Origin of the sequence: Burkholderia sp. BCC1977, from assembly GCF_905339595.1 — a bacterium.
In the GTDB taxonomy this organism is placed as follows: domain Bacteria; phylum Pseudomonadota; class Gammaproteobacteria; order Burkholderiales; family Burkholderiaceae; genus Burkholderia.
This window is the reverse complement of record NZ_CAJPGQ010000007.1, coordinates 177,180-203,598: the sequence shown is the minus strand read 5'-3', so window position 1 is coordinate 203,598 and position 26,419 is coordinate 177,180. Positions and strand designations below refer to the sequence as shown.

At 68.6% G+C, this 26,419-nt stretch carries 23 protein-coding genes and 1 pseudogene; 8 read left to right on the top strand and 16 right to left on the bottom strand.

All coding sequences use genetic code 11. The features are described 5' to 3' along the window. Nucleotides 1-7 precede the first annotated feature (7 nt). The 4 genes from U5771_RS09075 to mltG form a co-directional block, all read right to left on the bottom strand. The gene (locus U5771_RS09075) at nucleotides 8-787 is read right to left on the bottom strand and encodes a TatD family hydrolase (RefSeq protein WP_322023637.1); all 780 of its coding nucleotides are present in this window, start codon (nucleotides 785-787) and stop codon (nucleotides 8-10) included. 79 nt (nucleotides 788-866) lie between these two features. Further along, a complete protein-coding gene (locus tag U5771_RS09070; protein ID WP_322023636.1) occupies nucleotides 867-1,895 on the bottom strand; it encodes a DNA polymerase III subunit delta' in 1,029 nt (342 codons plus the stop codon). Between the two features lie 18 nt (nucleotides 1,896-1,913). Beyond that, nucleotides 1,914-2,534 carry a dTMP kinase gene (gene tmk, locus U5771_RS09065; RefSeq protein ID WP_124498646.1) on the bottom strand — a complete coding sequence of 207 codons (621 nt, stop codon included), beginning with the start codon at nucleotides 2,532-2,534 and terminating at the stop codon, nucleotides 1,914-1,916. Beyond that, entirely contained in the window at nucleotides 2,534-3,553 is a 1,020-nt protein-coding gene (gene mltG / locus U5771_RS09060; protein ID WP_322023635.1) for an endolytic transglycosylase MltG, read from the bottom strand. The genes tmk and mltG overlap by 1 nt, the downstream gene beginning before the upstream one ends. Nucleotides 3,554-3,630: 77 nt before the next feature. On the opposite strand from mltG, the gene U5771_RS09055 reads away from it, so the two are divergent. Further along, on the top strand, nucleotides 3,631-4,665 hold the full coding sequence (locus tag U5771_RS09055) for a folate-binding protein (protein ID WP_322023634.1): 1,035 nt from the start codon (nucleotides 3,631-3,633) through the stop codon (nucleotides 4,663-4,665). Nucleotides 4,666-4,741: 76 nt separating this feature from the next. Then, the gene (locus U5771_RS09050) at nucleotides 4,742-5,587 is read left to right on the top strand and encodes an NRDE family protein (protein ID WP_322023633.1); all 846 of its coding nucleotides are present in this window, start codon (nucleotides 4,742-4,744) and stop codon (nucleotides 5,585-5,587) included. Nucleotides 5,588-5,614: 27 nt separating this feature from the next. Here the strand turns inward: U5771_RS09050 and U5771_RS09045 are convergent, their stop codons facing one another. The 5 genes from U5771_RS09045 to U5771_RS09025 form a co-directional block, all read right to left on the bottom strand. Beyond that, a complete protein-coding gene (locus U5771_RS09045; protein ID WP_322023632.1) occupies nucleotides 5,615-6,055 on the bottom strand; it encodes a GNAT family N-acetyltransferase in 441 nt (146 codons plus the stop codon). Nucleotides 6,056-6,099: 44 nt separating this feature from the next. Further along, on the bottom strand, nucleotides 6,100-7,059 hold the full coding sequence (locus U5771_RS09040) for an alpha/beta hydrolase (RefSeq protein ID WP_322023631.1): 960 nt from the start codon (nucleotides 7,057-7,059) through the stop codon (nucleotides 6,100-6,102). 61 nt (nucleotides 7,060-7,120) lie between these two features. After that, nucleotides 7,121-8,119, bottom strand: coding sequence for an NADP-dependent oxidoreductase (locus U5771_RS09035; protein WP_322023630.1), 999 nt, complete (start codon nucleotides 8,117-8,119; stop codon nucleotides 7,121-7,123). A gap of 120 nt (nucleotides 8,120-8,239) precedes the next feature. Next, entirely contained in the window at nucleotides 8,240-8,719 is a 480-nt protein-coding gene (locus U5771_RS09030; protein WP_322023629.1) for a PaaI family thioesterase, read from the bottom strand. Next, nucleotides 8,716-9,030, bottom strand: a complete 315-nt coding sequence (locus U5771_RS09025; RefSeq protein ID WP_059529737.1) for a Dabb family protein — start codon at nucleotides 9,028-9,030, stop codon at nucleotides 8,716-8,718. Before U5771_RS09025 ends, U5771_RS09030 begins: the two co-directional genes overlap by 4 nt. A 328-nt stretch (nucleotides 9,031-9,358) precedes the next feature. Here U5771_RS09025 and U5771_RS09020 point away from each other — a divergent pair. Further along, a pseudogene (locus tag U5771_RS09020) lies at nucleotides 9,359-9,720 on the top strand (hypothetical protein); the annotation flags it as partial. A gap of 122 nt (nucleotides 9,721-9,842) precedes the next feature. Here the strand turns inward: U5771_RS09020 and U5771_RS09015 are convergent. From U5771_RS09015 to U5771_RS08995, 5 genes are all read right to left on the bottom strand, one after another. Beyond that, a complete protein-coding gene (locus U5771_RS09015; RefSeq protein WP_322023628.1) occupies nucleotides 9,843-11,243 on the bottom strand; it encodes a sensor domain-containing diguanylate cyclase in 1,401 nt (466 codons plus the stop codon). Nucleotides 11,244-11,562: 319 nt separating this feature from the next. Further along, complete coding sequence (locus U5771_RS09010) at nucleotides 11,563-12,741, bottom strand: acetyl-CoA C-acyltransferase (protein ID WP_322023627.1); 1,179 nt, start codon at nucleotides 12,739-12,741, stop codon at nucleotides 11,563-11,565. 44 nt (nucleotides 12,742-12,785) lie between these two features. Further along, on the bottom strand, nucleotides 12,786-13,418 hold the full coding sequence (gene pncA / locus U5771_RS09005; RefSeq protein WP_322023626.1) for a bifunctional nicotinamidase/pyrazinamidase: 633 nt from the start codon (nucleotides 13,416-13,418) through the stop codon (nucleotides 12,786-12,788). A 43-nt stretch (nucleotides 13,419-13,461) separates the two neighbouring features. Further along, a complete protein-coding gene (locus U5771_RS09000; RefSeq protein ID WP_322023625.1) occupies nucleotides 13,462-15,546 on the bottom strand; it encodes a 3-hydroxyacyl-CoA dehydrogenase NAD-binding domain-containing protein in 2,085 nt (694 codons plus the stop codon). 182 nt (nucleotides 15,547-15,728) lie between these two features. Beyond that, nucleotides 15,729-17,372 (bottom strand): 3-(methylthio)propionyl-CoA ligase, encoded by a 1,644-nt coding sequence (locus tag U5771_RS08995; RefSeq protein WP_322023624.1) that lies wholly within the window; start codon nucleotides 17,370-17,372, stop codon nucleotides 15,729-15,731. Between the two features lie 164 nt (nucleotides 17,373-17,536). On the opposite strand from U5771_RS08995, the gene U5771_RS08990 reads away from it, so the two are divergent. From U5771_RS08990 to U5771_RS08970, 5 genes are all read left to right on the top strand, one after another. Continuing rightward, nucleotides 17,537-19,105, top strand: a complete 1,569-nt coding sequence (locus U5771_RS08990; RefSeq protein ID WP_322023623.1) for a protein adenylyltransferase SelO — start codon at nucleotides 17,537-17,539, stop codon at nucleotides 19,103-19,105. Nucleotides 19,106-19,143: 38 nt separating this feature from the next. Continuing rightward, nucleotides 19,144-19,575 carry a peptide-methionine (R)-S-oxide reductase MsrB gene (gene msrB, locus U5771_RS08985; protein ID WP_096503123.1) on the top strand — a complete coding sequence of 144 codons (432 nt, stop codon included), beginning with the start codon at nucleotides 19,144-19,146 and terminating at the stop codon, nucleotides 19,573-19,575. Nucleotides 19,576-19,699: 124 nt separating this feature from the next. Continuing rightward, on the top strand, nucleotides 19,700-20,230 hold the full coding sequence (locus U5771_RS08980) for a septation protein A (protein ID WP_006753406.1): 531 nt from the start codon (nucleotides 19,700-19,702) through the stop codon (nucleotides 20,228-20,230). 1 nt (nucleotide 20,231) lies between these two features. Next, on the top strand, nucleotides 20,232-20,540 hold the full coding sequence (locus tag U5771_RS08975) for a BolA family protein (protein ID WP_012364068.1): 309 nt from the start codon (nucleotides 20,232-20,234) through the stop codon (nucleotides 20,538-20,540). 18 nt (nucleotides 20,541-20,558) lie between these two features. Beyond that, nucleotides 20,559-21,341 (top strand): peptidylprolyl isomerase, encoded by a 783-nt coding sequence (locus tag U5771_RS08970; RefSeq protein WP_322023622.1) that lies wholly within the window; start codon nucleotides 20,559-20,561, stop codon nucleotides 21,339-21,341. Between the two features lie 250 nt (nucleotides 21,342-21,591). Here U5771_RS08970 and U5771_RS08965 read toward each other — a convergent pair whose 3' ends face one another. Both U5771_RS08965 and purL read right to left on the bottom strand, forming a co-directional pair. Next, complete coding sequence (locus U5771_RS08965) at nucleotides 21,592-22,134, bottom strand: N-acetyltransferase (RefSeq protein WP_322023621.1); 543 nt, start codon at nucleotides 22,132-22,134, stop codon at nucleotides 21,592-21,594. Further along, the gene (purL, locus tag U5771_RS08960; protein ID WP_322023620.1) at nucleotides 22,134-26,207 is read right to left on the bottom strand and encodes a phosphoribosylformylglycinamidine synthase; all 4,074 of its coding nucleotides are present in this window, start codon (nucleotides 26,205-26,207) and stop codon (nucleotides 22,134-22,136) included. The genes U5771_RS08965 and purL overlap by 1 nt, the downstream gene beginning before the upstream one ends. Nucleotides 26,208-26,419: the final 212 nt, after the last annotated feature.

The following is a 26,419-nucleotide window of genomic DNA, read 5'->3' as shown; positions in this document are numbered from 1 at the left end:
CGCTTCGTTAGCGGGCGATCTTGAACAGCCGGAAAAAGTTCTGGGTCGTCGCATCGGCCAGCGCCTCGACGGGGACGCCGCGCTCGGATGCGATAAAGCGTCCGACATGGCTGACGTACGCAGGTTCATTCGGCTTGCCGCGATAGGGCACCGGCGCGAGGTACGGCGAGTCGGTTTCGATCAGCAGCCGCTCGAGCGGCACGCGCCGCGCGACGTCCTGCACGTCGGTCGCGTTCTTGAACGTGACGATGCCCGACAGCGAGATATGGAAGTTCAGCGCGAGCGCCTGCTCGGCGACGGGCCACGGCTCGGTGAAGCAGTGCATCACGCCACCCGGCACGTCCGCGCGCTCCTCGGCCATGATCCGCAGCGTGTCTTCCGACGACGAGCGCGTATGGATGATCAGCGGCTTCATCGTCGCGGTCGCCGCGCGGATGTGCGTGCGAAAGCGTTCGCGCTGCCATTCCATGTCGGCGATCGAGCGGCCTTCGAGGCGGTAGTAGTCGAGGCCCGTCTCGCCGATCGCGACGACCTTCGGGTGCGCGGCCAGCTCGATCAGTTCCGCGAGCGTCGGCTCCCGTGCGTCCTCGTGATCCGGATGCACGCCGACCGACGCGTAGACGTTGTCGTGCGCCTGCGCGATCGCGAGCACGTCGGGCAGCGTCTCGAAGTCGACCGACACGCACAGCGCGTGCGTGACGTCGTGCTCGCGCATGTTCTCCAGCACGGCCGGCAGGCGGTCGGCGAGACCCTTGAAATTGATGTGGCAGTGAGAATCGACGAACATCGTGTTTCCTGAATACGTAAGACGGGCGCTCATGCGCTCGCCGGCAATCGTTTCCCCACCTCAGGGAAACAATACCCGCTCACGCGAACATTTCCCGATAACCGAGAAACAGTTCCTCGAATACGAGCCGGGCATTGAGCGGATGGTTCTCGACCGTCCGCTGGCGCGTCACGGCCTTCATGAAGCGCGCGAACGCGTTCGCGTCGACGCCTTCCGCGCAGCGCGCGAGCGCGGCCGCCTGCATCGGGAAGTAGCGCGGCGCGCCCGCCATCCGCTGCGCGAGCAGATCGTACAGCCAGCGCTGCAGCCAGCCGAGCACCAGCGGCACCGGCAGCTTCTGCAGCGTCTCGCCGCACGCGAACGGATCGCACGCGGCGCCGGCCGCGAGCTGGCCGAGCGTGAAATCGCGCAGCGGGCGGTTCTCGTCGCTCGCGAGCGCCAGCGCGGCGAGCGGCGCGCCGCCGGCTTCGGCGAGCAGCGCGCGCGCATCGTCGACACCCTGCGCCGCGAGCCACGCCGCGGCCGCGTCGGGCGCCGGCACGGTCATCGGCCACTGCCGGCAGCGGCTGATGATGGTCGGCAGCAGCCGGTCGATGCGCGCCGACACCAGCAGGAACACGACGCCGGACGGCGGCTCCTCCAGCGTCTTCAGCAGCGCGTTCGACGCGGCGACGTTCAGCGCCTCGGCCGGGTACAGCACGACGACGCGCGCGCCGCCGCGGTGCGAACCGACCCCGCAGAAATCGAGCAGCGCACGCACCTGCTCGATCTTGATTTCCTTGCTCGGCGTGCGCGTCTTCTTGCCGCCCTCGTCCGCGTCGGCCGGCTTTGCGTCGTCGGCGGCACCCGGCGCTTCACCCGCGAGCACCTCGGGCAGCACGATCCGGTAGTCCGGATGGTTGCCCTGCGCGAACCACGTGCAGGCCGCGCAAGTGCCGCACGGCTCGCCGTTCGGCCGCGGCGCTTCGCACAGGAAGCCCTGCGCGAGATGCTGCGCGAACTGCAGCTTGCCGATCCCGGCCTGGCCGTGCAGCAGCAGCGCATGCGGCCACTGCGCGCGCAGTTGCTGCAGGCGGTTCCAGTCGTCGGTCTGCCACGGATAGATCATGTGGTGCGTTCCTTCGTGTTACAGCGCGGCGAGCACGCGTTCGAGCTGCTGGCGGATCTCGGGAATCGTCTGCGTCGCGTCGACGATCGCGAAGCGATGCGGCGCCTCTTCCGCGCGCCGCAGGTATTCGCCGCGGGTGCGCGAGAAAAACGCGTCCGACTCGCTTTCGAACTTGTCGGGCATGCGCGCGGCGCCGCGGCGCTCGCTCGCCACCTGCGGCGCGACGTCGAACAGCACCGTCAGGTCCGGCTGGAAACCGCCCTGCACCCAGCGCTCGAGCGTCTCGAGCTTGTCGCGCGGCAGCCCGCGGCCGCCGCCCTGGTACGCGAACGTCGCGTCGGTGAAGCGGTCGGACACGACCCAGTCGCCGCGCGCGAGCGCGGGCTCGATCACCAGCGCGAGGTGCTCGCGGCGCGCGGCGAACATCAGCAGCGCCTCGGTCTCGAGATCCATCGGCTGGTTCAGCAGGATCTCGCGCAGCTTCTCGCCGAGCTGCGTGCCGCCCGGCTCGCGGGTGACGACGACCTGCCGGCCGCTCGCGGCCAGCCTGGCCTGGAGGCGTTCGCAGAACCATTGCAGGTGGGTGGTCTTCCCCGCCCCGTCGATGCCTTCGAACGTGATGAATTTACCGCTCGCCATTATTGACCTCGTATGTACTTGTCCACGGCCTTGTTGTGATCGCCGAGCGTGTCCGAGAACACGCTCGTGCCGTCGCCCTTCGCGACGAAATAGAGCGCGCTCGTCGGAGCCGGGTTGATCGCCGCCTGCAGCGAGGCGACGCCCGGCAGCGCGATCGGCGTCGGCGGCAGCCCGCGGCGCGTATAGGTATTGTAGGGAGTGTCGGCCTGCAGGTCGCGCTTGCGCAGGCGGCCGTCGTACGCGTCGCCGAGACCGTAGATCACCGACGGATCGGTCTGCAGCGGCATCCCGATGCGCAGCCGGTTCGCGAACACGGCCGCGACGAACGCGCGATCGGCCGCGTGGCCCGTTTCCTTTTCGACGATCGACGCGATCGTCAGCGCTTCGTAAGGCGTCTTGTACGGCAGCCCCGGCACGCGCGCGGCCCACGCTTCGTCGAGGCGCGTCTGCATCAGGTGGTACGCGCGCCGGTAGATGTTCAGGTCGCTCGTGCCCTTGTCGAACAGGTAGGTGTCGGGGAAGAACAGCCCCTCGCCGCTGCCGCGCTGGATCGTGTTGTCCGGTGCGCCGATCGCGCGCAGCAGCTCGGCGTCGCTCATGCCCGCCGTCGCGTGCGCGAGATCGGGATTGCCGTCGAGTTCCGCGCGCATCCGCTTGAAGGTCCAGCCCTCGATCACGGTTGCGACGTATTCGTTCACGTCGCCGCGCGCGATCTTCTGCAGCACGTCGTACGGCGTGATGCCGGTCTTGAATTCGTAGTTGCCGGACTTGAGCCGGCTCGACAGCCCGAGCAGGCGCGTCATCGCGACGAAGCCGAGCGGCTCGACCGGCACGCCGCCGCGCTTGAGCTGCAGCGCGACGCTCTTCACGCTGCTGCGCGGCTTGATCGTGACGTCGAGCGTTGCGGCGCCCAGCAGCAGCGGCCGGGTCGCCCAGTAATACCCGCCGCCCGCGCCGGCAGCGGCCACAACGACGGCCAGCGCCACGACCGTCGCGGCGCATTTCTTCAGTAGGGACATGGAAACGAGACTCAGGTAAGACCCATATAATACTTGCTCGCCTTCGTCAAAGTCAGGGTTGACTGTTCCCTCATTCCATGAGCACACCGTTCGCTTCACCGGCTGCCCAGCCGGCATCCGTCTCGCTCCCCGTTTTCCCTCGCCCGTCCGCCGCCGATTTCGACGCGCCGGGCGCCTGCATGCCGCTTGCGCAGTTCGGCGTGATCGACGTGGCCGGCGACGACGCCGCGACGTTCCTGCACAGCCAGCTCACCAACGACATCGAGCATCTCGATGCCGCGAGCGCGCGCCTGTCCGGCTATTGCTCGCCGAAGGGCCGCCTGCTCGCGTCGTTCCTCGCCTGGCGCGCCGGTCACGGCGTGCGCCTGCTGGTCTCGAAGGACGTCCAGGCCGCCGTGCAGAAACGGCTGTCGATGTTCGTGCTGCGCGCGAAGGCGAAGCTGACGGACGCGAGCGATTCGCTCGCGGTGGTCGGCTTCGCGGGCGACGTGCGCGAGGCGCTGTCGGGCATCTTCGACGCGCTGCCGGACGGCGTGCACGTGAAGGTCGACGGCCCGGCCGGGACGCTGATCCGCGTGCCGGACGCCGCCGGCCGCAAGCGCTACCTGTGGATCGGGCCGCGCGCGGAAGTCGACGCGCGTCTCGCCGCGCTCGCCGGCACGCTGCCGGTCGTGTCGCCGGCCGTCTGGGACTGGCTCGACGTGCGCGCGGGCGAGCCGCGCATCACGCAGCCGGCCGTCGAACAATTCGTGCCGCAGATGGTCAACTTCGACGTGATCGGCGCCGTTAACTTCAGGAAGGGGTGCTACCCGGGCCAGGAAATCGTCGCACGCAGCCAGTACCGCGGGACGATCAAGCGCCGTACCGCGCTCGCGCACGTCGCCGGCGAGACCGACACCGTGCATGCCGGCGTCGAACTGTTCCACAGCGACGACCCGGGCCAGCCGTGCGGGATGATCGTCAACGCGGCGGCCGCGCCCGCGGGCGGCGTCGACGCGCTGGTCGAGATCAAGCTGGCCGCGCTCGACTGCGGCACGGTGCACCTCGGTTCGGCCGACGGTCCGGCGCTCGCGTTCGACGCGCTGCCGTACGCGTGGCCGACCGAAGCGTGACGCACTGACAACCCGTTCGCACGCCGGTTCGCACAATGCAGCCGGCGCCCGATGTTTCCTGCGAGAGATTCGCCCGATGTGTCTGATTGCCTTTGACTGGCAGCCCGATGCCGCCGCCGGTCCCGTCTTTACCCTGACCGCCAACCGCGACGAATTCTTTCGCCGTACGAGTGCGCCGCTTTCGTGGTGGGAAGATGTGCCGGGCGTGCTCGCCGGCCGCGATCTCGAAGCGGGCGGCACGTGGCTCGGCGTGTCGCGCGACGGCCGCTTCGCGGCGCTGACCAATTACCGCGCGCCGTTCGACATTCGTGCGGGCGCGCCGACCCGCGGCAAGCTCGTGTCCGATTTCCTCCGCGGCCCGTCCGTCGCGCCGCTCGACTATCTCGGCGAACTGGCCGAGCACGCGGCCGTCTACAACGGCTTCAACCTGCTGGTCGGCAACTGGAAGCGGCGCGAACTCGCATGGTTCTGCAATCGCCCGGCCGAAGGCGAAACCGGCGTCGCCGCGCCGGTCGCGATCGGCGCCGGCGTGCATGCGCTGTCGAATGCCCGGCTCGATACGCCCTGGCCGAAAGTCGTGCGCAAGCGCGCGGAACTCGGCACGCTGCTGACCGACAACCCGACTCCGTCGCTTGACGAGTTGATCGAGCTGATGCGCGATCCGCACGTCGCGGACGACGACGCGCTGCCGCACACCGGCATTCCGATCGAGCGCGAGCGTGCGCTGTCGGCCGCATTCATCGAGACGCCCGAGTACGGCACGCGCGGCACGACCGCGCTGCGCGTGACGATGAAGGAAGGCGTGCGATTGACGGTCGACATCAAGGAACGCTGCGACGACGACGGCTCGCACCGCACCGTCCGCCCGGGCAGTTTCGAGCGCGCGTTCACGTTCGACCTCGACGCGACGCAGCCGCGCTGAGCCTGCCGCGCGTGCGGCGCCGGGGCGCTACGGCGCGCGCGCCATCTCGACGTGCGGCACGCCGATTTCGACGAACGGTTCGCCGATCGCCGTGAAGCCGTGCCGCACGTAGAACGCCACCGCGGCATCCTGCGCGTAGAGGCGCACGACCGGCTCGCCGCGATGCCGCGCCGCGTCCAGCAGCGCGTGCAACACGGCCGATCCGGCGCCCTGCCGGCGCGCGTCGGCCAGCACCGCGACGCGGCCGATCGTGCCGGTGCGCAGCAGCCGCCCCGTCGCGACGGCGCGGCGTGCGCCGGTCGCCGCCTCGACCCGGTAGGCAACCGCGTGCAGCGACAGCGGATCCTCGTCGTCCAGTTCCCATTCCGGCGGAATCCGCTGCTCGCGCACGAACACCGCATCGCGAATCCGTGCGGCATCGCCGCCCAGCACGGCCCAGTCGCCCGTTTCCACCCAGCCGTCGGTCATCGCTTCCTCCGCGCGGCGCCGGGCGCCGCCGCCGTCACATGTCGTCAAGCGTCGTCGAATGCGGCCCTGAGCGCCGCCACCGCGTCGGCATGCGCGGCCCGCACCTCCGGCACGTAGCCGCCCATCTTGAAGAACTCGTGGATCATCCCCGGATAGCAGACCAGCGTAACCGTATTGCCGGCCGCACGCAGCTTGTCCGCGTACGCGGCGCCCTCGTCGCTCAGCGGATCGTATTCGGCCGTCGCGATCCAGGCCGCCGCGACCCCGGCGAACGACGGCGCGTCGCGCGTGCCGTCGAGCGGCGCGAAGCGCCAGTCGTCGCGGTCGGACCGATCGCGCACGTATTGCGTGAAGAACCACTGGATCGTGTCCTGCGTCAGCAGGTAGCCGTTCGCGAGCCGTCCGTGCGATTCGGTGTCCTGGTGGCCCGTCACGCCCGGATAGATCAGCATCTGCAACGCCAGGTCAATGCCCGCGTCGCGCGCGAGCACCGCGCAGACGGTCGCGAGCGTGCCACCCGCGCTGTCGCCGCCGACCGCGAGCCGCGTCGCATCGAGGCCGAATGCGGCGGCCTCGCGATGCAGCCAGCGCAATGCGTCGTCGGCGTCGTTCACCGCGGTCGGGAACCGGTGTTCGGGCGCAAGCCGGTAGTCGACCGACAGCACCGCGCACTGCGCGTCGCGCGCGAACATCCGGCACAGCGCGTCGTGCGTGGCGACGCTGCCGACCGTGAAGCCGCCGCCGTGGTAATACACGAGCGCCGGCAGCGGTTCGGCGAGGCTCGGCTCGACCGGCAGGTACAGCCGCGCGCCGATCGTGCGGCCGTCGCGCGTCGGCACGACGCAGGCCTCGACCGCATGCATCGGCGCCGGTGCGACGTCGAGGATCGGCGCGCTCTTCTCGTACGCGGCGCGCGCCTGCTGCGGCGTCTGATGGTGATAGGACGGGCGTTTTGCCCGCTCGACCATGTCGAGCACCTGGGCGATCTTCGGATTCAGCGGCATCGGTGAGGACGGCGCGTGCGGCGCCGTGAGCGGACAAGCGTCACATGATGCCACGCGCGGGTCAGACGAGCTGCACGAGCTGCTTGCCGAAATTGCGGCCCTTCAGGAGCCCGAGGAACGCGTCCGGCGCCCGCTCGAGCCCGTATGCGATCGTCTCGCGGTAATGCAGCTGCTTCGTCGCGACGAGTTCGCTCAATTCGGCCAGCGCGGGCGGCCACGCGTCGGGATGCTCGAACACGATGAAGCCCTGCATCGTCAGCCGCGAGCGCAGGATCAGGCCCGGATTCGCGAGCGGTGCGGGCACGCCGTCGTAGCCGGCGATCATCCCGCACACGGCGATCCGGCCGAACGCGTTCATCCGCGCCATCGTCGTGTCGAGCACCGCGCCGCCGACGTTCTCGAAACAGCCGTCGACGCCGTCCGGCGTCGCGGCGGCCAGGTCGTCGGCCAGCCGGCCGGCCTTGTAGTCGACGCACGCGTCGAAGCCGAGCGTGTCGACCACATAGCGGCACTTGTCGGGGCCGCCCGCGATACCGACCGCGCGGCATCCGGCGCGTTTCGCGAGCTGGCCGACGACGCTGCCGACCGCGCCGCTCGCCGCGCTGACGACGACCGTTTCGCCGGCCTTCGGCGCGATGATCCGGTTCAGCCCGACCCACGCGGTCACGCCGGGCATGCCGGTCACGCCGAGCCACGCGGACAGCGGCACCCGCGACGTGTCGACCTTGCGCAGCCCGCTGCCGTCCGACGTGCCGTATTCCTGCCAGCCGAACTGGCCGACCACGTGCTCGCCGACCGCGAAATCCGGGTGCTGCGACTCGACCACTTCACCCGCCGTGCCGCCGATCATCACTTCGTTCAACGGCTGCGGCACCGCGTACGACTTCGCGTCGTTCATGCGTCCGCGCATGTACGGATCGAGCGACAGGAAATGGTTGCGGACCCGCAGCTCGCCGTCGGCGAGCGGCACCAGCGCCGTTTCGACGAGCCGAAAGTTGTCGGCGCTCGCGGCGCCTTGCGGGCGCGACACGAGCAGGATCTGGCGGTTGACCGTGTTCATTGCTGCCTCCTTGGCTTCATTCGCACCGTATCACCGTCCCTATCGCCGTCCCGTCGCGCATCCGTGCCGCAAAGCAAAACGGCCCTGCCGGTGACCGGGCAGGGCCGCGCGTTCCGGCGCTCAGGCGTCGCTCGGGCCGGGCTGGGCATCCGGCGCCGTGCGCGTGCGTTGCCGCTTGATGTCGCGGCCCACCGCGAGCCGCCGCATGTACTTGAACGTGCCGAGCGCCTTCGCGACGAAATTGCCGTCGCTGTCGCGCACTTCGCCTTCGCAGTACGCCATCGTCGTCGAACGATGCATCACGCGACCGTACGCGCGCAACTCGCCGCGCCCCGGCTGCATGAAGTTCACCTTCATCTCAACCGTGACGACGCCGACGCCGTCGTCGGTCAGGCTGCGCGCGGCCATCGCGAGCGCGATGTCCGACAGCGTCATCGTCACGCCGCCGTGCGCGATGCTCCACGTGTTCATGTGCCGCTCGTCGAGCGGCAGCACGATCTCGCTCGCACCGTCCTTCGCGGAGATCAACCGCACGCCGAGCAGATCGACGAACGGACTTTCGATCGACGGGCCGTCCGTCGGGGAGGCCGCGTCGCTCATCGTGCGCTGTCGGACAGGTAGTCGACGCACTGGCGCGATTCAGCCACTGCCACGACGAATTTCTTCACTTCCTGGTGAACCGGGTGCACCTGATACGCATCGAGTGCGGCCTGGTCCGTGAAATCGGACACGAGCACGACGTCCGACGTCGCTTCGAGGCCCGGCGTCGCGATACCGACGTCGAGCTGCAGGATGCCCGGCACGAGGTCGCGGCAGCCTTCGAGCTTCTCCTTCAGCTTCAGCGCGTTCTGCGCGCGCGTGCCGCCTTCGGCCGATTCCTTCAGCTTCCACATGACGATATGTCTGATCACTTTCGTTGCTCCTGTTCGTTGGGGTGCGCACGGCCGGCGCGCCGCAAGGGCGGCGGGCGACGCATCCCGTCTGTTGTCGGTCAGCGCTGTTTGCCCGCGGTCGCGGGCGGGCCGGGACGAAACGGGTCGAGTATCGACGGTCGTCCGGTCATTCCGGCGACGATACGCGAATTTTCGCCGCATCGATATTCGACGACGCGATCCGGCAAACGGCGGCAGGCACCAAGCCTACCAAACTTGACGGCCGCCATGGGTCGGTCGTGCGGCAGGCGGCCCGCGCGCGGTGAATCAGGCCTCCCTCGGCGGCATCGGCATGCGTCTGCCGCCGGTCTGGTCGTACCAGCAGGCGATGTGGGCCGCCGGGCTCGATCGCCGGCTCGCGCGGCAGGACCTGCCGGACACGACGCGCACGCTGCCGACGCAGGCACGACAGACGATCTGGCAGGTGAGCTCGAACGGACGCGACCTGCGAACGTCGGAAACGTGGACCTGGTCGTACATGAACGGCCAGTAACGGACCGATGCATTCGGCACGCGCGGCGCGGATGCGACCGAGGCCAACGCGGCGCGGCCGTGGAGCACGACGTATCTCGCGATCCGCAACTGCGCGCGGGCAAGTACCGGTGCCAGGCATCGAAGTGGATGCAGGACGCGCGGCCGGAGACTTCGACGACCATCGCATCGCGATAGCTGACGCGTCAGTAAAACGAAAGCCCCGCACGCGCATTCGCCTGCGGGGCCTCATTCAGGATGCGCGCGCAACGGGCGTACATCGCATCGCGCCCCATCGCCGATCGCGCGGCGGCCGCCCGTTAGTGCGCGACCACGCGATTGCGCCCGTCCCGCTTCGCCTGATACAGGCGTTCATCGACCGCCCGCAGCAACGCATCGACCGTGCTCCCGTCGACGCCGTACTGCGCGACGCCGACGCTGACCGTCACCTGCACACGCTTGAAATCCAGCCCGAACGGCGAACTCGCGATCGACGAACGCACGCGCTCGGCGGTCATGCGCGCGCCTTCGAGCGGCATCTCGGGCAACAGCGCCATGAACTCCTCGCCGCCGACGCGCGCGAGCGCACCGGCCGGACGAATCGCCTCGAGACACTGGCGCACGACGCCGCGCAACACCTCGTCGCCGATCTGGTGCCCGTACGCGTCGTTGATGTGCTTGAAGTTGTCGAGGTCGAGCGCGAGCAGGCAAAACGGCGTGCCGTCGCGTTCCGCGCGCACGATCTCGCGCTCGACCTGCGCGATGAACTGGCGGCGGTTCGACGCGCCCGTCATCGGATCGGTCGCGGCCATGTATTCGAGCTTCTGGTTCGTGCGCCGCAGTTCCTGCAACGCACTCTCGGTGCGTGCCATCGATTCCGACAGCCGGCTCATCAGGTCTTCCTGGCTGTAGATCGCCGAGAACGAGCGCGTCGTCTGCAGCGCCTGCACGACGCCATAGCTGAGCAGGAAGAACCCGCCCGCGAAGATCGCATGCGCGAGCCACCACATGTGATTCCACGGCTTGCCGAGGATGAACGCGAGCGACGACAGCGCGAACGCCATGATCGACACGCCGTAGATCACCATCAGCGGCGACCGGATGCGCCGCGCGAGCAGCACGCCGACGTTCAGCAGCGAAAACACCAGCGCGCCGCCTTCCATCGACAGCCGCGTACCCAGCGCGCCGGCGACCGGCGAATACGCGATGTACGCGACCGCCGCGTTGACGATCACGAACAACGTGACCCACGGCAGCCATGTTCGAACGCGCGTACGCTTGTCGACGCGATCGGGCGGCTGCGAATACGACAGCAGGCCCGTCAGCAGCAGGATCGACATCACGAGGCGCGAGGCGGGCCCGTACAGCAGGAACAGCCAGATGTTGTGGTGCGCCATCCCGGTGAACACACCGTGCAGCGAGTAAATCATCGCGAAACCGAGAAAGCCGAGTGTCAGCCAGCGCAGCAGCGGCTCGCCGGATGACCGGTAGCACACCCACGTCACGTAGGTGACGAATGCGCCCTCGAGGGTCGCGGCCGCGATCGCGATTTCATGGAATGCATGGCTCTCGAACACGACGTGCGGGTCGCTGAAGAACCACAGATAGGCAATCAGATAGGCCGGCAGCAATGCAAAACCGACCAGCAGGCATTTCGCGTAGAGCCTCGCGGCCGCGCTGACGACGCGCGGCGGTTCCCCGGCTGCATAGGTCGTGCTCAATTTGGTCCCCGTTTCGGTCTGCTGCGTGGTTCGAACGTCCACGGTGCCGGAAACGCGCGATGCATCGTCTTCGCCGGCTACCGGAAACGCGTTGCGAGCGCTGGTACGACGCACGCGCTGGCCCATCCCGCCGAAAGGCAAATGTCAGAGCAAGTATAGGTGCGGCAAATCGTTTGACAAGTAAGGGGAAACGGCAGCATCGAGCGCACGCCGTTTGCTTCCTGGCCCTTACGAATCGCCCACGGATTGCGCCGATTCGCCGTGCGGCCGCGGCCTCCGTCTCCGGAAAGCCGCGGCCGGCCGTCCCCGCGCACGAATATCAGACGATTTCGAACAGGCCGGCGGCACCCTGCCCGCCGCCGATGCACATCGTGACGACCACGTATTTCACGCCGCGCCGCTTGCCTTCGATCAGCGCATGGCCCGTCAGGCGCGCCCCCGACACGCCGTACGGATGGCCGACCGCGATCGCGCCGCCGTTCACGTTCAGGCGGTCGTCAGGAATCCCGAGCGTATCGCGGCAGTACAGCACCTGCACCGCGAATGCTTCGTTCAGTTCCCACAGGCCGATGTCGTCGACCTTCAGCCCCGCCTGCTTCAGCAGCTTCGGCACCGCGAACACCGGGCCGATGCCCATCTCGTCCGGCTCGCAACCGGCGACCGCGAAACCGCGGAACACGCCGAGCGGCTGCAGCCCTTCGCGCAGCGCGACATCCGCATTCATCACCACGCACGCCGACGCGCCGTCCGAGAACTGGCTCGCGTTGCCCGCGGTGATCACGCCGCCCGGCACGGCCGAACGGATCTTCGCTACGCCTTCGAGGGTCGTGTCGGGCCGGATGCCTTCGTCGGCCGACACCGTCACGTCCTGCGTGAACAGCCGGCCCGTCGCCTTGTCGGCCATGCCGGCACGCACGGTGATCGGCACGATCTCGTCGTTGAAGCGCCCGGCTTCCTGCGCGGCGGCGGCCCGCAGTTGCGACCGCACGCCGTACTCGTCCTGCCGCTCCTTCGCGATCCCGTAGCGCTTCGCGACGTTCTCCGCCGTCTGCAGCATGTTCCAGTAGATCTCGGGCTTGTGCTCGGCGAGCCAGCCTTCCTGGATCATGTGCCGGTTCATCTCGTTCTGCACGCACGAGATCGATTCGACACCGCCCGCGACATACACGTCGCCCTCGCCCGCGATGATCCGCTGCGCGGCGAGCGCGATCGTCTGCAGCCCCGACGAGCAGAAACGGTTCACCGTCATCCCCGGCACGCTCACCGGCAGCCCGGCGCGCAGCGCGATCTGCCGCGCGATGTTGGCACCGGTCGCGCCTTCGGGGTTCGCGCAGCCCATGATCACGTCCTCGATGCGCGCCGGGTCCAGCTTCGCGCGCTCGAGCGCGGCCGCGACCACGTGGCCGCCGAGCGTCGCGCCGTGCGTCATGTTGAATGCGCCACGCCACGATTTCGCGAGCGGCGTGCGTGCGGTCGATACGATTACGGCTTCGGTCATGCGAGTCTCCTTCGGTCCTGCTTCATGTCCTGGATGGAAATGCGCTACGCCGCCGGGCGCGCGCCCGCGGACGTCACCTGTGCGACGCCCGCCGCCTGCATCTGTTGCCATGCGTGCGCGAGCGACCCGTTCAGGTCGATCGCACGGCACGCATCGTCGATCACCGCGGCCTCGAAGCCTGCCGCGCGCGCATCGAGCGCGGACCACGCGACGCAATAGTCGGTCGCGAGCCCGCAACACCACACGCGCTTCGCGCCGAGCTCGCGCAGATAGCCGGCGAGCCCCGTGCGCGTCGTGCGGTCGGCTTCGACGAACGCGGAATAGCTGTCGACCCGGGCGTCGCCGCCCTTGCGGATCACGAGCCGGGCATGCGGGATGTCGAGGTCGCGATGCAGCGCCGCGCCTTCGGTGTCCTGCACGCAGTGCACGGGCCACAGCACCTGCTCGCCGTACGGCAGCGCGAGCGTCGAGAACGGCTCGCGCCCCGGGTGATTCGCCGCGAACGACACGTGTTCGCGCGGGTGCCAGTCCTGCGTCAGCACGACCTGGTCGAAGCGTCGCGCGAGCGCGTTGATCGCCGGCACGACCGCGTCGCCGTCCGGCACCGCGAGTGCGCCGCCCGGCATGAAGTCGTACTGCACGTCGATCACGAGCAACACGTCGTCAGTGCGTTTCATTGCGTTTCTCCTTGCAAGCCTGGCCGTGCCGTCACGCGGGCGGTCAGCCGTTGAACCCGCGCCCGGCCGTTGCCAGTTCGACGATCGACGGCGCGAGCTGCCACGCGTCGCCGTTCGGCGCGGCCGCATAGCGGCGGATCGCGCGCTCGACGTTGTAGAGGCCGACCATGTCCGCATACAGCATCGGGCCGCCGCGCCACAGCGGGAAGCCGTAACCGGTCAGGTAGACCATGTCGATGTCGGACGCCTTCGACGCGATCTTCTCCTCGAGGATCTTCGCGCCTTCGTTGACGAGCGCGAACACGAGCCGCTCGACGATCTCGTCGTCGCCGATCTTGCGCCGCTCGACACCACGCTCCTTCGAGTACGCGACGACCATCTCGTCGACCAGCGCCGACGGCTGCGCCTTGCGCTCGCCCGGCACGTAGTCGTACCAGCCGCCGCCCGTCTTCTGGCCGAAGCGGCCCTGCTCGCACAAGCGGTCGGCGATCTTCGAATACTGCAGATCGGGCTGCTCGACGTACCGGCGCTTGCGGATCGCCCAGCCGATGTCGTTGCCGGCGAGGTCGCTCATCCGGAACGGGCCCATCGCGAAACCGAACTTCTCGATCGCGCGATCGACCTGCGCGGGCAGCGCACCCTCCTCGAGCATGAAGAGCGCCTGGCGGATGTACTGCTCGATCATCCGGTTGCCGATGAAGCCGTCGCACACGCCCGACACGACCGCCGTCTTGCGGATCTTCTTCGCCACCGCCATCACGGTGGCCAGCACGTCCTTCGCGGTCTGCGCGCCGCGCACGACCTCGAGCAGCTTCATCACGTTCGCGGGGCTGAAGAAGTGCATGCCGACCACGTCCTGCGGACGCTTCGTGAACGCGGCGATCTTGTCGACGTCGAGCGTCGACGTGTTCGACGCGAGGATCGCACCGGGCTTCGCCACCGCATCGAGCCGGCCGAACACCTGCTCCTTCACGCCGAGTTCCTCGAACACGGCCTCGACGATCAGGTCCGCATCCTTCAGGTCGTCGTAGGACAGCGTCGGCGTGATCAGCGCCATGCGCGCGTCGAGCTTCTGCTGCGTGAGCTTGCCCTTCTTGACCTGCGCATCGTAGTTCTTGCGGATCGTCGCCAGCCCGCGGTCGAGCGCGTCCTGCTTCGTCTCGAGCAGCGTGACTGGCAGGCCCGCGTTGATGAAGTTCATCGCGATCCCGCCGCCCATCGTGCCCGCGCCGATCACGCCGACACGGCGGATCTCGCGCACCGGCGTATCGGCCGGCACATCGGGAATCTTGCTCGCCGCCCGCTCGCCGAAGAACGCATGCCGCAGCGCGCGGCTTTCCGGCGTCATCATCAGCGCGACGAAGCCGTCGCGTTCGGCGACGCTGCCCTTGTCGAAGCCGTTCAGCACGCCGGCCTCGATCGCGTCGATGCACTTGTGCGGCGCGGGGAAATTCGGCGCGGCGGCCCGTGCGGAATTGCGCGCGAACTGGATGAAGCCCGCGGCATTCTCGTGGACGATCTTGCGATCGCGCACGCGCGGATGCGGCCCCGGCTGCGCGCCGGTCTTGCGCGCGAACGCGACGGCCGCGTCGAGCAGGTCGCCGTCGGCCATCTCGTCGAACAGCCCGCTCTTCGCGAGCTGCTCCGACGGCACCGGCGCGCCCGACACGATCATGTTCAGCGCGGTTTCGAGGCCCACCGCACGCGGCAGGCGCTGCGTGCCGCCCGCGCCCGGCAGCAGGCCGAGCTTCACTTCGGGCAGCGCGACCTGTGCGCCGGGCGCCGCGACGCGATAGTGCGCACCGAGCGCAAGCTCCAGGCCGCCGCCCATCACGACGCTGTGCAGCGCCGCGACGACCGGCTTCGCGCTCGCCTCCACCGCACGGATCACGGTGTGCAGCGTCGGCTCCTGCAGCGCCTTCGGGGTATTGAATTCGGTGATGTCGGCGCCGCCCGAGAACGCGCGGCCCGCACCGGTCAGCACGATCGCCGTGACCGACGGATCCTGCGCGGCGCGATCGAGCGCGTCCATGACGCCCTGGCGCGTCGACAGGCCGAGCCCGTTGACGGGCGGATTGTTGAGCGTGATGACGGCCACGCCGTCGCGAGTCGAGTAATCCACTGCCATCTGCCTGCCTCCATGCATCGCGCGCCGGGGTGGCTGCGCTTCATTGTGCGCGGTCGAACGGCCGCATGTCCGGATCGAACGGAGGCAGCATACAACGAAAAAGCACGGTCGTTCAATTTGAATTTGCTCCCGATCCGGGGCCGGATCGGGAGACCGTGCGGCGGGCCGTCGCGGACCGCGGCTTACGGCGCGCAGACCGCCGTCGGCAGCACGTAGTCGCGGAACGTCTCGCGCAGCTTCAGCTTCTGCAGCTTGCCGGTCGCGGTGTGCGGCAGCGATTCGACGAACACGACGTCGTCGGGCACCCACCACTTCGCGACCTTGCCCTCGTAGAACGCGAGCAGCGCGTCGCGGGTCAGGTTCGCCCCCTCGCGCGGCACCACGACGAGCAGCGGACGCTCGGTCCATTTCGGGTGCGCGCACGCGATGCAGGCGGCTTCGGCGACGCCCGGGTGCGCGATCGCGACGTTCTCGATATCGATCGAGCTGATCCACTCGCCGCCCGACTTGATCACGTCCTTGCTGCGGTCGGTGATCTGCAGGAAGCCGTCGGGATCGATCGTCGCCACGTCGCCGGTCGGGAACCAGCCGTCCAGGAGCGGCGACGTATCGCCCTTGAAGTAGTGATCGATCACCCAGGGCCCGCGCACCTGCAGTTCGCCGAACGCGACGCCATCCCACGGCAGTTCGCGTCCGTCGTCGCCGACGATCCGCATGTCGACGCCGCAGATCACGCGCCCCTGCTTCTCCAGCAGCCGGCGCTGCGCGTCGTGCGGCCGCTGCGACTGCGCCCAGTTGAGCTTCGCGAGCGTGCCGAGCGGCGACAGCTCGGTCATCCCCCACGCGTGGATCACGCGCACCCCGTATTCGTCCTCGAACGTGCGCAGCATCGCGGGCGGGCACGCCGAGCCGCCGATCACCGTGCGGTTCAGCGTCGAGAACCGCACGCCGGCCTCGCGCATGTAGTTCAGCAGCCCGAGCCACACGGTCGGCACGCCCGCGGAGAACGTCACGCGCTCGGCCTCCATCAGTTCGTACAGCGACTTGCCGTCGAGGTCCTTGCCGGGCAGCACGAGCTTGCCGCCCGTGAGCGGCACCGCATACGGCAGCCCCCACGCGTTCACATGGAACATCGGCACGACGGGCAACACCGCGTCCAGCGCCGACAGGTTCATCGCGTCGGGCAGCGCGGCGCCGTAGGCGTGCAGCACCGTCGAGCGATGCGAATACAGCACGCCCTTCGGATTGCCGGTCGTGCCCGACGTGTAGCACAGGCCGGACGCCTGCAGTTCGTCGAGGCGCGGCCAGTCGTAGCGGCCGTCCTCGGCGTCGACGAGCGTTTCGTAGCACAGGTACGGCGTCGCGCCGGACGGCAGGTGCGCGGCATCCGTCATCGCGATCCAGCCCTTCACGTGCGGACACTGCGGCGCGAGCGTATCGACCAGCGGCGCGAAATTGATGTCGAAGAACACGTAGCGGTCTTCCGCGTGATTGACGATGTAGGCGATCTGCTCGGGAAAGAGGCGCGGGTTGATCGTATGGCACACGGCGCCCATCCCGCCGATCCCGTAATACGCCTCCAGGTGCCGGTAGCCGTTCCAGGCCAGCGTGCCGACACGCTCGCCCGCTTCGACGCCGAGCCGTGCGAGCGCCTGCGCGAGACGCTTCGCGCGCTGCTCGCAGTCGCGATACGTGTAGCGATGCAGGTCGCCTTCCACGCGCCGCGACACGATCTCCGTCTCGCCCGCATGACGCGCGGCATGCGCGATCAGCGACGACACCAGCAACGGCATGTCCATCATCTGGCCCAGCAACGGCTTACCCATCGTCTTGTTCTCCCGGAAGGACGCGAATCGGTGACCAGCCTCGAAGCGATGCGCCAGCTTGCGGCCCGTCCACGGCCCGGACAGGCCTGGCGCAAGGCGCGCGGGCCGCCATGCGGGCGGCGCGGCGCCGCCTTACAATATCGGCTTACCCAGAGGCGCTCAACATGTCGTTTTCCCGAAGCGCAGCCGATACGGCTGACACTCTCCCCGACCTCGCCGCCACGCTCGGCGCGCCCGCCGTTGGCGCGTTCGTCACGCTCGGCGAGGCGTTTCATACGCGACTGCCGGCCGCGCCGCTGCCCGCGCCGTACGTCGTCGGCTGTTCCGACGAAGTCGCGCAGCTGCTCGGACTGCCGGCATCGCTCGCGGCACAACCCGGATTCGCCGAGCTGTTCGCCGGCAACCCGACGCGCGACTGGCCCGCGAGCGCGATGCCGTACGCGTCGGTCTATTCCGGTCACCAGTTCGGCGTGTGGGCCGGCCAGCTCGGCGACGGCCGCGCGCTGACGATCGGCGAACTCCCCGGCACCGACGGCCAGCGCTACGAACTGCAGATCAAGGGCGGCGGCCGCACGCCGTATTCGCGAATGGGCGACGGCCGCGCGGTGCTGCGTTCGTCGATCCGCGAATTCCTGTGTTCGGAAGCGATGCATCACCTCGGCATTCCGACGACCCGCGCGCTCACGGTGATCGGCTCCGACCAGCCGGTGGTGCGCGAGGAGATCGAGACGTCGGCCGTCGTCACGCGCGTGTCGGAAAGCTTCGTGCGCTTCGGCCACTTCGAGCACTTCTTCTCGAACGATCGCCCGGACCTGCTGCGCCAGCTCGCCGATCACGTGATCGATCGCTTCTATCCCGCATGCCGCGACGCCGACGATCCGTACCTCGCGCTGCTCGAAGCCGCCACGCTGCGCACGGCCGACCTCGTCGCCCAGTGGCAGGCGGTCGGCTTCTGCCACGGCGTGATGAACACCGACAACATGTCGATTCTCGGCGTGACGATCGACTACGGCCCGTTCGGCTTCGTCGACGCGTTCGACGCGAACCACATCTGCAACCATTCCGACACGCGCGGCCGCTACGCGTACCGGATGCAGCCGCGCATCGCGCACTGGAACTGCTACTGCCTCGCGCAGGCGCTGCTGCCGCTGATCGGGCTGCAGCACGGGATCGCCGATGACGATGCGCGCGCCGAGCGCGCGGTCGACGACGCGCAGGCCGTGCTCGCGAAGTTTCCGGAGCGCTTCGGCCCCGCGCTCGAACGCGCGATGCGCGCGAAGCTCGGCCTCGAGATCGAGCGCGAGAACGACGCCGAGCTCGCGAACAAGCTGCTCGAAACGATGCACGCGAGCCATGCGGACTTCACGCTGACGTTCCGCCGGCTCGCGCAATTGTCGAAGCACGACGCGAGCCGCGACGGCCCGGTGCGCGACCTGTTCATCGATCGCGAGGCATTCGACGCGTGGGCGAACCTCTACCGCGCGCGACTGTCCGAGGAAACGCGCGACGACGCCGCCCGCGCGGCCGCGATGAATCGCGTGAACCCGAAATACGTGCTGCGCAACCATCTGGCCGAAGTCGCGATCCGGCGCGCGAAGGAAAAGGATTTTTCCGAAGTCGAACGACTCGCGCAGGTGCTGCGCCGGCCGTTCGACGAACAACCGGAACACGAAGCGTATGCGGCATTGCCGCCCGACTGGGCCGGGTCGCTCGAAGTGAGCTGCTCGTCGTGACCCGCACGACCCGACCGACCGATCAGGAGAACTCCCACATGTCACACGATTCCGACGACAAGACCTTCCCTTACCAGAAGGACGACGCCGAACTGCGCCGCCGGCTCACGCCGATGCAATACGAGGTCACGCAGCATGCGGCGACCGAGCGCGCCTTCACCGGCGAATACACCGACACCGAGGACGCCGGCATCTACACATGCGTCGTCTGCAGCACGCCGCTGTTCGAATCCGGCGCCAAGTTCCATTCGGGCTGCGGCTGGCCCAGCTACTTCAAGCCGCTGAACGGCGAGGTGATCGACGAGAAGATCGACCGCTCGCACGGGATGGTGCGCGTCGAGGTCCGCTGCAACCATTGCGGCGCCCATCTCGGCCACGTGTTCGAGGACGGCCCGCGCGACCAGACCGGATTGCGGTACTGCATCAATTCGGCTGCGTTAAACTTCGAGTCCCGACCCGAAAACGAATGAGCGGCACCGGACGGATCGGTCGGACAGCCTTCCCGGCTGCCCCGATCCCGGACGGTGGCGCCTGGCGGGTCCCCACAACGGTGAAAGGCCGCGCGATGCGGCCTTTCACGCAGCTGCGAGCGCCATGAAATTCCTGTTCGATCTGTTTCCGATCATCCTGTTTTTCGCCGCCTTCAAGGTCTGGGGCATCTTCACCGCCACCGCCGTCGCGATCGTCGCGACGCTGGCCCAGGTCGCATGGGTCGCCTTCCGGCACCGGAAAGTCGACACGATGCTGTGGGTCAGTCTCGGCGTGATCGTCGTCTTCGGCGGTGCCACCCTCGTCCTGCATGACGAGAAATTCATTCAATGGAAACCGACTGTGCTGTACTGGCTGTTTGCGATCGGGCTGCTCGCCGCACGCTATGCGTTCGGCAACAACCTGATCGAGAAGATGATGGGCAAGCAGCTCACGCTGCCGCACCCCGTGTGGGACAAGCTGAACGTCGCGTGGGCGCTGTTCTTCGCGGTGCTCGGCGTCGCGAACCTGTACGTGGTGCACAACTACACCGAATCGCAGTGGGTAAACTTCAAGCTGTTCGGCACGACGGGCGCGATGGTCGTGTTCATCATCCTGCAGAGCCTGTGGCTGACGAAGTACCTGAAGGACGAATGACATGACCGACGCCTTTCTCGACGCCTCGCCCGACGAACGCATCGCGCTGATCGAAGCGCGCCTGACCGCATCGCTCGCGCCGCTGTCGCTCGCGGTGCGCGACGACAGCGCGCAGCACGCGGGCCACGCCGGCGCGGCCGCCGGCGGCCACTACACGGTCACGATCGTGTCGGCCGCCTTCGCGGGCAAGCCGCGCGTCGCGCGGCACCGGCTGGTGTATGATGCGCTCGCTGATGCGATGCAGCGCGGCATTCACGCGCTCGCGATCGTGGCTTACACGCCCGAAGAATTCAACGAATCTTCAATCTAGTCTCAACAGGAATTCCCGATGATCCTGAAATCCCCCCGCCTGTGGGTCGCGGCGGCTGCATTTGCAGCGGCACCGGCATTCGCCCAGAACATCGCCGTCGTCAACGGCACGCCGATTCCGAAGTCGCGCGCCGATGCGATGGTCGCGCAGCTCGTCCAGCAAGGCCAGACCGACAGCCCGCAACTGCAGCAGGCCGTGCGCCAGGAACTCGTGAACCGCGAAATCCTGATGCAGGAAGCGATCCGCGAAGGCATCCCGAGCCGCCCGGACGTGAAGGCGCAGGTCGCCGTCGCGCAGCAGACGGTCGTGCTGCGCTCGATGATCGAGAGCTTCCTGAAGAAGAACCAGCCGACCGACGCGGAAGTGAAGGCGCGCTATGACGATCTCGTGAAGGGTGCCGGCGGCAACCGCGAGTATCACCTGCACCACATCCTCGTCGACAGCGAGCAGCAGGCGAAGGACCTGATCGCGAAGATCAAGGCCGGCGCGAAGTTCGAGGATCTGGCGAAGCAGTACTCGAAGGATCCGGGCTCGGGCAAGAACGGCGGCGACCTCGACTGGTCCGACCCGAAGGCGTACGTGCCGGAATTCGCGGCCGCGGCGCAGAAGCTGCAGAAAGGCCAGATGACCGACGCGCCGGTGAAGACGCAGTTCGGCTGGCACATCATCCGTGTCGACGACGTCCGCGACATCGCTCCGCCGCCGTTCGACCAGGTGAAGGCGCAGATCGCGCAGCAGATCGTGCAGCAGAAGCTGCAGGCGTTCGAGGAAGGCCTGCGCCAGCAGGCGAAGATCCAGTAACGTCGGCGACGCTCGCCCACGGCAAAGCCGCTCCCCGGAGCGGCTTTTTTCATGTGCGCTTGCGGTGCGCGCGCCGACCTGCTGCCCCCGCGCCATGCTTGAGCACGGTCGCAACGGCGCCACGACGAGCGGGACGGCAAGAATGGCTGACGAACGCGGCACCGCACCAAACAAAAAGCCGCGTCGAAGCGGCTTTTCAGGTCATTCGGTTGAACCCGGCGGGATCGCGCACGGCTGGCGCGCCGAGCCGTTACGCCGGATAAAACACGTCGTGATAGCGAACGTCGCCCGACGGCCGCGGCGCGGTGTCGTCGAACGCCAGCGCGAGGAAATACTCGGGCGGCACGTCCGGGAACACGAGATCGCCGGACGGCGCGAAGCCGAAACGCGTGTAGTACGCGGGATCGGCGAGTACGACACAGCCGCGCGCACCGAGCCGACGCAACGCGTCGAGCCCCGTGCGCACCAGCCCCGCACCGATGCTGTGGCGCTGGCATTCGGGCAACACCGCGAGCGGCGCGAGCCCGTACCACTGCTGACCGCCTGCCGGCTCGCCGCCGATCGAGACCGGCGAGAACGCGACGTGACCGATCACGCGCTCGTCGCGCTCCGCGACGAGCGACACGCTGAGCGCGCCATCCGCGCGCAGCGCGTCGACGATCTGCCGTTCGAACTGCCCGTGCCGCGGCTCGTCCGCGAACGCAGCCGCGATCACGCGACCGATCGCCTCGACGTCGCTCGCGCGTTCGTCGCGCAGCGTGACGATCTCGACCGGCGCGTGCGGATCGAACATCAGCCGATCCAGCGGCGTGCGTTACGGAACACGCGCATCCACGGGCTCGCCTCGTCCCAGCCTTCCGGGTGCCAGCTCATCGTGACCGTGCGGTGCACGCGCTCCATGTGCGGCATCAGCACCGAGAAGCGGCCGTCGGCCGTCGTGACCGACGTAATGCCGGCCGGCGACCCGTTCGGGTTGAACGGATAACGCTCGGTCGCTTCGCCGCGGTGGTCGACGAAGCGCATCGCGACCGCGACGCGATCGATGTCGCCCTGCTGCGAGAAGTCCGCATAGCCTTCGCCGTGCGCGACCGCCACCGGAATCCGCGAGCCTTCCATCCCCGCGAAGAAGATCGACGGCGACTGCTCCACTTCGACGAACGAGAAGCGCGCCTCGAACTGCTCGGACTTGTTGCGCGTGAACTTCGGCCATGCTTCCGCGCCCGGGATCATCGACGCGAGGCTCGACAGCATCTGGCAACCGTTGCAGATGCCGAGCGCGAACGTGTCGGGACGCGCGAAGAAGGCCGAGAACATGTCGGCGAGGTTCGCGTTGAAGCGGATCGTCTTCGCCCAGCCTTCGCCGGCACCCAGCACGTCGCCGTACGAGAAGCCGCCGCACGCCACCGCGCCCGCGAAATCGGCGAGCGTCGCGCGGCCGGCCAGCAGGTCGCTCATGTGCACGTCGTGCGCATCGAAGCCCGCGCGGTCGAACGCGTATGCCGTTTCGAGGTGCGAGTTCACGCCCTGCTCGCGCAGGATCGCGACGCGCGGGCGCGCGCCCGTCGCGATGAACGGTGCGGCGATATCGTCGGCCGGATCGAAGGACAGCACCGGCGAGAGGCCCGGGTCGGCCGCGTCGAGCAGCGCGTCGTATTCGGCATCCGCGCACGCGGGGTTGTCGCGCAGGCGCGCGATGCGCCAGCTCACTTCGCCCCATGCGCGATGGAGTTCGGCGCGCGGCGCGTCGAACACCTTCTTCGCGTCGCGGTACACCTCGATCACGTCGCGATCGTTGACCGTGCCGATGACGTGCGCGCACGCCGACAGGCCGAACTCGCGCAGCGCGCCGAGCACCGCGTCGCGATCGGCCGCGCGCACCTGCACGACGGCGCCGAGCTCTTCGGAGAACAGCGCGCGCAGCGTGCGATCCTCGCGGCGGCCGCTCGTCTGCTTCGCCCAGTCCTTCGCGTCGCCGTAGTCGGATTCGTGATTCGGGTCGAGCGTCAGCATGTCGACGTTCAGCGACACGCCCGCGTGACCCGCGAACGCCATTTCGCACACCGTCGCCCACAGGCCGCCGTCCGAGCGGTCGTGGTACGCGAGCAGCTTGTCTTGCGCGTTGAGCGACTGGATCGCGTTGAAGAAACGCTTCAGGTCTTCCGGATCGTCGACGTCCGGCGTCGCGTCACCGACCTGCTGCGTGACCTGCGCGAAGATGCTGCCGCCCATCCGGTTCTTGCCGCGGCCGAGATCGATCGCGATCAGCACGCTGTCGCCCGCGTCGGCGATGCGGCGCAGCTGCGGCGTCAGGTGGCGGCGCACGTCCTCGACCGGCGCGAACGCGGAGATGATCAGCGACACCGGCGACACCACTTCCTTCGCGACGCCCTGCTCGTCCCACTTGGTCTTCATCGACAGCGAGTCCTTGCCGACCGGGATGCCGATCCCGAGTGCCGGGCACAGCTCCATGCCGATCGCCCTGACCGTGTCGAACAGCGCGGCGTCCTCGCCGGCCGTGCCGCACGCGGCCATCCAGTTCGCCGACAGCTTCAGCTTGTCGAGCGACGCAATCGGCGCGCTCGCGATGTTCGTGATCGCTTCGCCAACCGCCATGCGGCCCGATGCCGGCGCGTCGATCACCGCGAGCGGCGTGCGCTCGGCCATCGTCATCGCCTCGCCCTTGAAGCCTGCATAGTCGAGCGCGGTCACCGCGCAGTCGGCCACCGGCACCTGCCACGGGCCGACCATCTGGTCACGCACCGACGTGCCGCCAACCGAACGGTCACCGATCGTGATCAGGAACGACTTGCTGCCGACCGTCGGGTGCTTCAGCACGTCGACCGCGACTTCCGACAGCGCGATGCCCGTCACGTCGACCGGCACGCGCTCGGTCGCGACGCGCGCGACGTCGCGGTGCATGCGCGGCGGCTTGCCGAGCAGCACTTCCATCGGCATGTCGACCGGGAATTCGTCGACGCCCGTCGCTTCGTCGTCGACGAGCTTCAACTGGCGTTCGTCGGTCGCGACACCGACCACCGCGAACGGGCAGCGCTCGCGTGCGCAGATCGCCTCGAAACGCGGCAGGTCGGCCGGCGCGATCGCCAGCACGTAGCGCTCCTGCGCCTCGTTCGACCAGATTTCGCGCGGCGACAGGCCCGATTCCTCGAGCGCGACCTTGCGCAGTTCGAAGCGCGCGCCCTTGCCCGCGCCGTCGACGATTTCGGGGAATGCGTTCGACAGGCCGCCCGCGCCGACGTCGTGGATGCTAAGAATCGGGTTTTCCGCGCCGAGCTGCCAGCAGCCGTTGATCACTTCCTGCGCGCGCCGCTCGATTTCCGGGTTGCCGCGCTGCACCGAGTCGAAGTCGAGTTCGGCCGTGTTCGCGCCGGTGGCCATCGAGCTCGCCGCGCCGCCGCCCATGCCGATCCGCATGCCAGGGCCGCCGATCTGGATCAGCAAGGAGCCTGCCGGCACGTCGTGCTTGTGCGTGTGTTGATCCGCGATGTTGCCGAGGCCGCCCGCGATCATGATCGGCTTGTGATAGCCGCGCACCTGGCCGTCGACGTTCTGCTCGTACACGCGGAAGTAGCCGCCGAGGTTCGGACGGCCGAATTCGTTGTTGAACGCGGCGCCGCCGAGCGGGCCGTCGATCATGATCTGCAGCGGCGACGCGATGCGGTCCGGACGGCCGTAAGGGCCGTGCGCATCGTTCGGATTGCGCTCGCCGACCGGCTGCGCCGCGTCGCGTGCGTTTTCCCACGACTGGCGTGCGTCCGGCAGGTCGAGGTTCGACACGGTGAAGCCCGTGAGGCCGGCCTTCGGGCGCGCACCGCGGCCCGTCGCGCCTTCGTCGCGGATCTCGCCGCCCGCGCCGGTCGCCGCGCCCGGGAACGGCGAGATCGCCGTCGGGTGATTGTGCGTCTCGACCTTCATCAGCGTGTGCGTGAGCTCGGTGTGGCGGCCATAGCGTTCACCGGGTTCGCCCGGCTCGCCGGCCGCTCCCGCGTTGCGCGGGAACCAGCGCTCGGCTTCGGCGCCGACCATGATCGACGAGTTGTCCGAATACGCGACGATCGTGCCTTGCGGGTTCAGCTTCTCGGTGTTGCGGATCATCGCGAACAGCGACATGTCCTGCGCTTCGCCGTCGATCGTCCACTGCGCGTTGAAGATCTTGTGGCGGCAATGCTCGCTGTTCGCCTGCGCGAACATCATCAGCTCGACGTCGGTCGGGTTGCGTTCGAGCTTGCGGAACGCGTCGACCAGGTAGTCGATCTCGTCGTCGGCGAGCGCGAGGCCCAGCTCGACGTTCGCGCGCTCGAGCGCGGCGCGGCCGACGCCCAGCACGTCGACGGTCGCGAGCGGCTTGGCCGGCAGTTCGTCGAACAGGTGCTTCGCGTCGTCGCGCGCGGCGACCACGCTTTCGGTCATCCGGTCATGCAGCGCGGCTGCCACCGCGGCACGCGCGTCGTCGGACAGCGCCTTCTTGCCGCCGAGCAGGCCCGACTTCAGCGTGACCGTGAATTCGACGCCGCGCTCGATGCGGCGCACCTGCGTGAGGCCGCAGTGCTGGGCGATGTCGGTCGCCTTGCTCGCCCACGGCGAAACCGTACCGAAGCGCGGCAGCACGACGAAGGTCTCGGCCGTCCCCTTCTCGGCCGCCGGCTCGAACGGCGCGCCGTAGTGCATCAGCGCGTCGATGCGTGCGCTGTCGTCCGCCGACAGCGGCTCGGCCGCATTGACGAAGTGCAGGAACTGGCCGCGCACCGCGACGATGTTGGCGTCGATTTGCCTGAGCGTGTCGAGCAGACGGGTTTGACGGAAATCGGAGAGGGCCGAAGCGCCGGGAAAACACGAGAAGTGAGCCATGGGCTGGACTGACGTCGATGAGTCGCGCGAGGTGGCGACGTGGGGCGAAAGGAAGGCCGCAATTATACCCGGAAGTCGGTCGTCCCAGACCGGCTGATCGGCACCCGTCACGCACCGCAACGGTGCGCCGGCATCCGCCCCGTACAGCCGCCCGCCGGACCGGCGCGCGCGGCCGCGGCGGCCGGTGACCGCACGACGGCGGAATCGGATGG